Here is a 545-nt window from a genome sequence, read left to right as displayed (position 1 = left end):
ATCAACGGCGAGGACCCGGGCCGCAACTTCCTGCCCGCCCCGGGCACGGTCACCACGTTCGCCCCGCCGTCCGGCCCGGGTGTCCGGCTGGACGCGGGCGTGGAGTCCGGCAGCGTCATCGGACCCGCGTGGGACTCGCTGCTGGCCAAGCTGATCGTCACCGGCGCCACGCGGCGGCAGGCCCTGGAGCGCGCGGCGCGTGCGCTGTCCGAGTTCCAGGTCGAGGGCATGGCCACCGCGATCCCGTTCCACCAGGCGGTGGTGAAGGACCCGGCGTTCACCAGCGAGCCGTTCACCATCCACACCCGCTGGATCGAGACCGAGTTCAACAACACCATCGCCCCGTTCACCCCGACCGGCGCGGACGAGACCGAAGAGCCCACCGGCCGCGAGACGGTCGTGGTCGAGGTCGGCGGCAAGCGTCTCGAGGTCTCGCTGCCCGCCTCCCTGGGCGTGGCCACCGCCCCCGCGGGCGGCTCGAAGAAGCCGAAGCGCAAGGCGGTCAAGAAGTCCGGCTCCGGCGCCTCCGGCGACGCCCTGGCCTC

1 pseudogene is annotated in these 545 nt (G+C 73.2%); it reads left to right on the top strand.

Going from position 1 to position 545, the window contains the following annotated elements:
• Positions 1-545 (top strand): annotated as a pseudogene (locus tag ABD329_RS48040) (acetyl-/propionyl-CoA carboxylase subunit alpha); the annotation flags it as partial.

This window comes from Streptomyces javensis (assembly GCF_039525925.1).
Lineage (GTDB): Bacteria > Actinomycetota > Actinomycetes > Streptomycetales > Streptomycetaceae > Streptomyces > Streptomyces asiaticus.
The sequence above is the reverse complement of the archived record's forward strand: the minus strand, read 5'-3'. Positions and strand labels throughout refer to the sequence as shown.